This is a genomic window from Enterobacter chengduensis (assembly GCF_001984825.2).
GTDB lineage: Bacteria > Pseudomonadota > Gammaproteobacteria > Enterobacterales > Enterobacteriaceae > Enterobacter > Enterobacter chengduensis.
Genome location: NZ_CP043319.1, coordinates 100,054 through 106,698 on the forward strand (window position 1 = coordinate 100,054; position 6,645 = coordinate 106,698).

8 protein-coding genes are annotated in these 6,645 nt (G+C 48.3%); all 8 read right to left on the reverse strand.

Annotated features, from left to right (window positions below):
- Positions 1-8 precede the first annotated feature (8 nt).
- Complete coding sequence (pilM, locus tag FY206_RS25190; RefSeq protein ID WP_022649971.1) at positions 9-446, reverse strand: type IV pilus biogenesis protein PilM; 438 nt, start codon at positions 444-446, stop codon at positions 9-11.
- Entirely contained in the window at positions 446-1,543 is a 1,098-nt protein-coding gene (locus FY206_RS25195; protein ID WP_032623573.1) for a toxin co-regulated pilus biosynthesis Q family protein, read from the reverse strand. The genes pilM and FY206_RS25195 overlap by 1 nt, the downstream gene beginning before the upstream one ends.
- Before the next feature lie 14 nt (positions 1,544-1,557).
- Complete coding sequence (locus FY206_RS25200) at positions 1,558-2,064, reverse strand: hypothetical protein (protein WP_022650068.1); 507 nt, start codon at positions 2,062-2,064, stop codon at positions 1,558-1,560.
- Positions 2,065-2,137: 73 nt separating this feature from the next.
- Positions 2,138-2,764, reverse strand: coding sequence for a hypothetical protein (locus FY206_RS25205; RefSeq protein ID WP_022650067.1), 627 nt, complete (start codon positions 2,762-2,764; stop codon positions 2,138-2,140).
- A 21-nt stretch (positions 2,765-2,785) separates the two neighbouring features.
- Positions 2,786-3,457: a hypothetical protein gene (locus FY206_RS25210; RefSeq protein ID WP_022650066.1), complete on the reverse strand. Its 672-nt coding sequence runs from the start codon at positions 3,455-3,457 to the stop codon at positions 2,786-2,788.
- A 234-nt stretch (positions 3,458-3,691) separates the two neighbouring features.
- Complete coding sequence (locus FY206_RS25215; protein ID WP_032623570.1) at positions 3,692-4,201, reverse strand: transcription termination/antitermination NusG family protein; 510 nt, start codon at positions 4,199-4,201, stop codon at positions 3,692-3,694.
- A gap of 285 nt (positions 4,202-4,486) precedes the next feature.
- Positions 4,487-4,747: a helix-turn-helix transcriptional regulator gene (locus FY206_RS25220; RefSeq protein WP_022650064.1), complete on the reverse strand. Its 261-nt coding sequence runs from the start codon at positions 4,745-4,747 to the stop codon at positions 4,487-4,489.
- A 452-nt stretch (positions 4,748-5,199) separates the two neighbouring features.
- Entirely contained in the window at positions 5,200-5,862 is a 663-nt protein-coding gene (locus tag FY206_RS25895) for a helix-turn-helix transcriptional regulator (RefSeq protein ID WP_022650063.1), read from the reverse strand.
- Between the last annotated feature and the right edge of the window lie 783 nt (positions 5,863-6,645).

The following is a 6,645-nucleotide window of genomic DNA, read 5'->3' on the forward strand; positions in this document are numbered from 1 at the left end:
AATCCGGATTAGTTGAGGTAAACCACAGCGCCTTCAGGAACGCCCTGTGGAGCCGTGAGCCCGGTGGCCAGACCGGAAAGCCAGATTAACTGGCCGCTTCTCATGGTGCCGATGAGTGCCGAACCGCGACTCTGTGCCCGTAAGGCATCAACGAGTCCAGCTTGTTCCGGCATCCAGACCCACAATCTACTCTGAAGTAACCGGTACTGGATCCGGGCGTCGGGAGTAAAGGGAAGACCCAGCTGGTCAACTGGAACTGTGCCATTCGTTTGGCCAGTTTTGTAACGCCAGTCGTTAACGCGGTTGGCGATAGTCAGGATCTGGGAGGCATAAAGCTGGCCGCTCTGCGTCTGTATTGCAGTCCGGCTGGTCTGATTTTGTTGCGAATCTATATCACCGACAATCAGGAAAAATATCATGCTGATTGCCAGTATGACCCAGCCCATCACCGACCTGCCGGAGTGTCTGTGACAGATACCACGCACTGCATGCGGGAAGCTTCAGCATAAAGCGGTTTCTGTGCTGAACGGTAAAGGTCGAACATCTGACCGAGCATGGTTTCAAATGAGCCGCGGAAGGTCAGTGGTGCGTCAAGCCGATAATCCGTCACGGATACTGGCCAGATAACCGTCCAGTGCGATGATGCGCCTGATTCACAGCGGGTATCCTGCGCCCATTTCATCAACATTTCCCGAAGAGTCGTTCCCGATGGCGCCAGCCAGGTTTTACCCTGAACCACAGGTGCGACTGGTTCCCCGGTGGCTGGTTGTGCTTTAACTACCGCTGTTGGTGCCTTCATCGGTTTTGTTGTTACAGAGGATGTGCTGGTTTTAACCGCTGCCGTCGGTATGGGTTGGGTCACCTCCGGTCCGCTGAACGGATTTCTCGGCGCGCCAGACGCCTGTGGCGGCGCAGGGAGGTTTCCAGTGGACAGTGCAGGGACGGTCATCTGAGCGGTTTGCCCCTTTCGCTGCAATGTGACGGCATGACGATCCCAGTCCAGCTGACCCTGGATGGATTGCTCTGTCAGCAGACGGTTGAGCACCCTGGTCCACTGGTCATTGGTGTCGACCGAGACGATACGGGTATTCAGTACAGGTCGCAGGGCATTCTCATAGTTCAGCGTCCAGCCAGTCGGAATGATGCGCCTGACCCACTGTTCGAAAGTGAGGTTACGCACCTGTGATAATGACAGAACGGCAACGGGACCTGGTGTGCCGGTAAATGTGAGTGCCGGCAGCGCTGGATTCATGATGGGGCTCACTGAGCTGACTTGTTTTGCGGAGGAGGCCATCATTGTTGGTTGCGGCAGCGGGGAGGTCTGCGATGTTACCGCTACAGATGTCGGCTGGCGTACGGGAACGGGAGTGGCCGCCGGAGGCGCAATTCGCCGCTGTGTCTGTGTAATGATATCGGCACTATCGCTGATCTGGCCGTCGACAAACACGAGCGCAGGTGTGTCAGGAGCAATGTTACGGTTATTAAATCCCGCGCAACTGCTTAACAGCGACGGTATTAACAGGGGCAGGGCAAGTTTTTTCATGATGATCCCCGGGGTTATTCGGTGGGGTGAACGGTAATACGTGGAAAAGCACAGTTCGCGTCAAAACCGATACCGCTGATCAGAACATCGTCTCCGCGCGCTATCAGAATTTTTTGCTGTTGAGTTATGTAATTTTGCGAGGGCAGGTCTATCCCTTCCTCGGCTGAGCCAGCTGAGAGTTTTGATAATTCGGGATGGCAGGCGTGTCGTACCGCCAGTGAAACGAGTTGTTTGTCATCCCCTGCATCGCTGACGACAGCCCTGACCGTGGTTCCATAAGAGAGAGTGCGGTATTCCTTACTGACGATTTTCCCATCTTCCGTAGTGACCGAATTTACATAGCGTACGCTGTCTGAGTTGTCGAAAGTAACAGGTTGGCTGAGCGGCGCATCCATCCTGAGAGAAACCACTTTTTGGACAGAGGCTGGTTTGCCGTGAGTAATGTCAATACGCTGATCGGGCTGTGAGGATGAGCAGGCGCTCAGGATAAGCGGCAATACGGCAAGGGTAATATGTTTCATGTTTTTTACTCCGGAGTTAGTTGTTAGTGAAATACAGGTATGAAAGGGAGCAGGAAGTGACGAGTCGGGACGGTTATGTTTTTTGAGAGATGATAATGAGGCGGTTCGTTTCGTCATTGAGGGGAAGAGCAACACTGAGCTTCTGTCCACCTTTTAATCTGAGAAGTTGTCGGAAGTTGATAGCGTAACGGGAATATTCATTTTTTGAGCTGCCAGTGGTCCGGGAAAGCTCTACGGTCATCTGCATTAATGCAGAGTCTGCGGAAAGAGCCGGCGTTATCACTAATGAGAGATCATCCACGACATTTTCTTTCTTCTTCTCCCCTGTCGTTGCGTGTTGTTGAGCGGAGTAATTTGAAACAGAGAAAAGTAATGCCTTGTTGTTGGTTGTGACTCCTGACATATCGTAGAGCAGTCTGACGTCCCCTTTAGCGACCAGTTCCGTGAGTTCGTCTCCCAGTGAAGCGCTGACCGGTCTTAAAGATATTTTTGCACCTGGCTGTTCAAGCAATTCCTTTAGTTCAGGCGTTACGGGAGTGGAAAGCTCGTAAATACTGGCTCTGACAGGAATGTATGCAGTTTCGTTTTTCTGATACTGCCCGATTTCATTACGGTGATGAGCCTGGTTTGAAGTAGTAGCTCCGTTGCAGCCATATAACGCCAGCAGGGAACATAGCACGCCCAATGTATGCGTTTTCATGATTAAGCCTCGGCAAAAAGATTAATGAAGGTCAGGGCGCCATACATCTCCGTAGCGGACGCCTTCACGGGCACCCCATGCTGACTCCGGCAGTGTGTGATGTCCGATATAGAGTGTGCGAAGAGTGGCTTTGGGTAGTGAGATATCGCGGCCACGGACAACAGAGAAACGATCGAGATAGAAAGACTTTTCTACCTCATCATCTTCATTTTTTTTCAGGAGGAGTTGAAGCGTGACGGGGGAAGCCATTGAGCCTGTCGCGGTAAATGCTTCTTCCATACGGGTGAACTGTAGGATGTGGTTCTTACGATTTCGCTGGCGTTCCATGATTTCAGTTACAACCTGCTCAGGCCAGGGGCAAAGGCAGTGCTTCCAGCCAAGGCCGAGAAGTGAATTAAGAACTGCCCGAAAACGAAACAGATCACAGTTCCCGGTTGAAACAGCGTTGGTCCAGAGCGCAGTCAGGACGTCATCAATGGGACGATTTCGTTCGTTTTCGAGCAACTGCCGGATAGTCATAAACTCGCTACTCATCCCTTTGAATGTTGGTATTCTTCGTGCTCCGCTTAGCCATTCTGTGATGAATCTACGTTTGCCACGCTCTGAGGTTATGTGATGGTTTTCGACTGCCGTACGTAAGGCTACGAGAATGCACCACAAGAGATGGCTGACCTGTTCCTGGGTGGATTGCATGGTTTGTCTCTCTCTGGTTCCGGTTTCTGGCAATGACGTCTGTACCTTCATTCCGCCAGAATGAAAGAAGCCTGAAAGCAGGCTGGCTACAGGAACAGAGGGTGTTCATTGGGCAGGGCCAGCCCAGACGTCATTGCCGGAAAACGGTGAAAAAAAGCCCCCGTGAACGGGGGAAACTAAAGGGATGGTGTAAAACTGGTTTGAACCAGCTTAAGAGGCTCGGTTAAGTACATTTTAAAATCCCCACGCATCAGCATGGGTGATCATATCGAACAGCATTGCAGTCCGGGATATGGGATGATCCGTTTTATCTAACTGCGTAAGGCGTTTGTATTGGCTTTTTGTCAGCCAGATATCTGATGCCGCTTCGAGTTCAGCTCTTGCAGCAGGGTGATGAGTCGGGTCGGGGTATTTCTTCATTAATGCTTCGACTACCCTTGTATTCACAGGGGCAATTTTACTGCCGAATTTCACAAAGTCGCAGAATGCAGAGTGCGCCCGAATCATATCTATTTTCTGTGATTCGAAATCTGCCTTAAGGAAGAAATATCCTGGGAAAACGGCCGAGATCCTTTTTCTGAAAACATGCGGGGCATCCGCACGCCGTATTTGCGTTAAGGATAAAGGTGTCCATGGAGTTATTCTCCTGTCGTGTAGCCAGTCGAATAAGTTCTCGCGGTTTTTGCCCCCGGTAATATAGAGAGCAAGATACCATTGTTGGTTACATACAGTCTCAATATTCATTTTTGAACGCTTCGCGCAGAATTGATCCATGAAAGGATAATTCAAGTTCAATGGGGTCGAACATACTCAACCATGAAGGCGAAACAGTCTTACTAACAAACACTTAAGTTTGCATGCTGTAGTTCGAGCGCCTTCATGGCTCAGGATGCTCTTGTAGGTTAGTCCCTTAAGTAAAATTGGCGGCAATACTTAAGGAACTGTGCGTATTTTTGTTTCTCTGTATAATGAAGTAAAGTGTAAATAGGCTGAATCCTAAAAATGCACCCTCAAGGGTGCATTTTTTGATTAATTTGTGATCATCAATGAAATCATGAAAAAGTATGAGCGTGACAATATAACTGCACGCATTGCATCGTTACTTTTTAAGTTCAGAGCTTTAGTACTTCGCTTCAGATGCGAGCGGACTGTCTCAACAGAAATATTGCAAATGTCAGCGATTGTCTCATATGCATTACCGTGAGCATACAGAGTAACGATTTCTAACTGTTTTCTGGAAAGCTCAGGAAATACGCTATGCAGGGCGTTAATAGTGTTTTCATTAATCATCGTTAAGTCCCCTAGCAAATCTATACGTAGTAAATTTACGCGCAATATGCATCCCCTTTAATGGGGAGAAACCCCATGGACCTTGTCGCGACATGTGGTATGGGCGAAGGATTTCTGATGAGGGTGAGCTTTAGCAGCTAGGCCTATAAAGGCATGTTCATTTGCTAAGGGGGATATAGAAATTTTTGATAGGTTCTTGCACATCATAGATGAAGCTCCCGTGTAGATACTATGTCGGCTACCAAGGAGTTCTCACGCTCTGGTGGCAGCCCAGGCAGGGGTGAGAAACCGGCCTACACGGTACCGGCCAACCTTACGGTTGCCCTACCTGAACCGCCATTACGAAGATGTGCTGGTTCAGTACACAAAAAAACACGCTTGTGCGTGTCTATGTGCACGTGTAGATACGGGTTCTCACGCCCGATCACAGGATTTACTGTGACCTTTGAAGACTACTGTCTGCTTAGTGATGAGTCAACTAGATACGCATCAGGAGCAGCTCTGAATAGTCGAAACCGAGGCTTTAAAAAACGAGGGGGAACATATGCATCCCAGTTATTCTTTTTGCAAAAGTCTAATAGTTCGGCTCCAGACGAGGTCCCGGTTTTCTGCAGGCATCGGCTGATTCTGTGTTCTACCGCTTTAAGAGAGGTTCCTAATATTCGAGACATCATTTTCCTGCTGTATTTTAGAGAGATTAAGAAGATGGCCTCCCATTCAGCATTTGTGAATATCTCAGACGGTACCCTGTATACCAACGATTTGGGAACGTCTCCCGATAGCAAGCTGTCTGGCCCAAAAATATCAACAGGCCTAACTTGAAGCATCGTTCCTGAGCAGATCCCGTCATCGTCGTAATAGGGTCTAGATTCGAAGCATAGGGCATGTATGGAGTTGCTCTCACCTATTGGATGCGTAACGATTGAAGAAAACTTATCTTCATGTTCCATAACGAGTTCCTCCTGCTTATGTATTCGTTGTGAGAGGTAAGCTAAGGAGGTAGGGAGCTGGTCCAACGTTTTTCCTACAATCGGATAATCGTTGGGGAGTTTTAATAATCGAAGAAAAGCTTGGTTTACCGCTACATACTGCAGATTGCCGTTCTTGATTGTCATCGGTTCTCTGCTGTTGGATATCAGGTTTAAAACCTGGGGAGCGAGTTGGAATTTTTTTTTGAAGAAACGAGTTTAGACATCATCCACTAAGAGCCGTATGTATTTGAAATTTAGAGATATATTCTGTGTGTTGATGTACTATATCATGTAAGGCGACACTTAACTGGATTTGATCTGCGATCATAATATTAGTTAATGATGCTTTTAAGTGTCTGATTGTATGCTACGATACAATAATTCGTAGGTGCTATCTGTAAATCAGGAGGAGTTATGGCACATCCGATACATTGCACGAAAGTCGCTGGTATCACGGAGTTCAAAAGGGATCCGTTAGGGACTGTCGAGTCAGCAGAGGGTGATGCTATTGCTATTCTGAACCGTAGCGCGCCGGCATTTTATCTTGTACCACTTGAGCTGTTCGAAAGCTTAAAACGAGACGCAGAAGCGCATCGCTCCAGAGGTGATGTTTGATCCTGCTGCCGGATAGATCCTAAAAATTGATCCTGCATTGTTGTGGTGATAAAGTCGGAGAACTTATTGTTCTAAATGAATTTATTAGGTTGTCACGCCGAAGAAGGTGGCAGGTTCTGGGTGGTTAGTTAGCAAAGCCCAGAAAAGCAAAAACCCCGATAATCTTAGATACTTGGCGGCATCGCGAGATTAACGGGGTCCTTAACAAATCATGCAGAAGTTGTTGCTTCTGTATGGGAGTATAACCCGTGCGCGAAAAAAGACAAGAGATTCCGTACTTACTCCTTCTGTGCAACATAAGCGCAGGAAGTG

Bases quoted from the DNA above. Each gene is read 5' to 3' on its own strand.
- pilM (WP_022649971.1), bottom strand. From the start codon at position 446: ATGGGCTGGGTCATACTGGCAATCAGCATGATATTTTTCCTGATTGTC.
- FY206_RS25195 (WP_032623573.1), bottom strand. From the start codon at position 1,543: ATGAAAAAACTTGCCCTGCCCCTGTTAATACCGTCGCTGTTAAGCAGT.
- FY206_RS25200 (WP_022650068.1), bottom strand. From the start codon at position 2,064: ATGAAACATATTACCCTTGCCGTATTGCCGCTTATCCTGAGCGCCTGC.
- FY206_RS25205 (WP_022650067.1), bottom strand. From the start codon at position 2,764: ATGAAAACGCATACATTGGGCGTGCTATGTTCCCTGCTGGCGTTATAT.
- FY206_RS25210 (WP_022650066.1), bottom strand. From the start codon at position 3,457: ATGCAATCCACCCAGGAACAGGTCAGCCATCTCTTGTGGTGCATTCTC.
- FY206_RS25215 (WP_032623570.1), bottom strand. From the start codon at position 4,201: ATGAATATTGAGACTGTATGTAACCAACAATGGTATCTTGCTCTCTAT.
- FY206_RS25220 (WP_022650064.1), bottom strand. From the start codon at position 4,747: ATGATTAATGAAAACACTATTAACGCCCTGCATAGCGTATTTCCTGAG.
- FY206_RS25895 (WP_022650063.1), bottom strand. From the start codon at position 5,862: ATGACAATCAAGAACGGCAATCTGCAGTATGTAGCGGTAAACCAAGCT.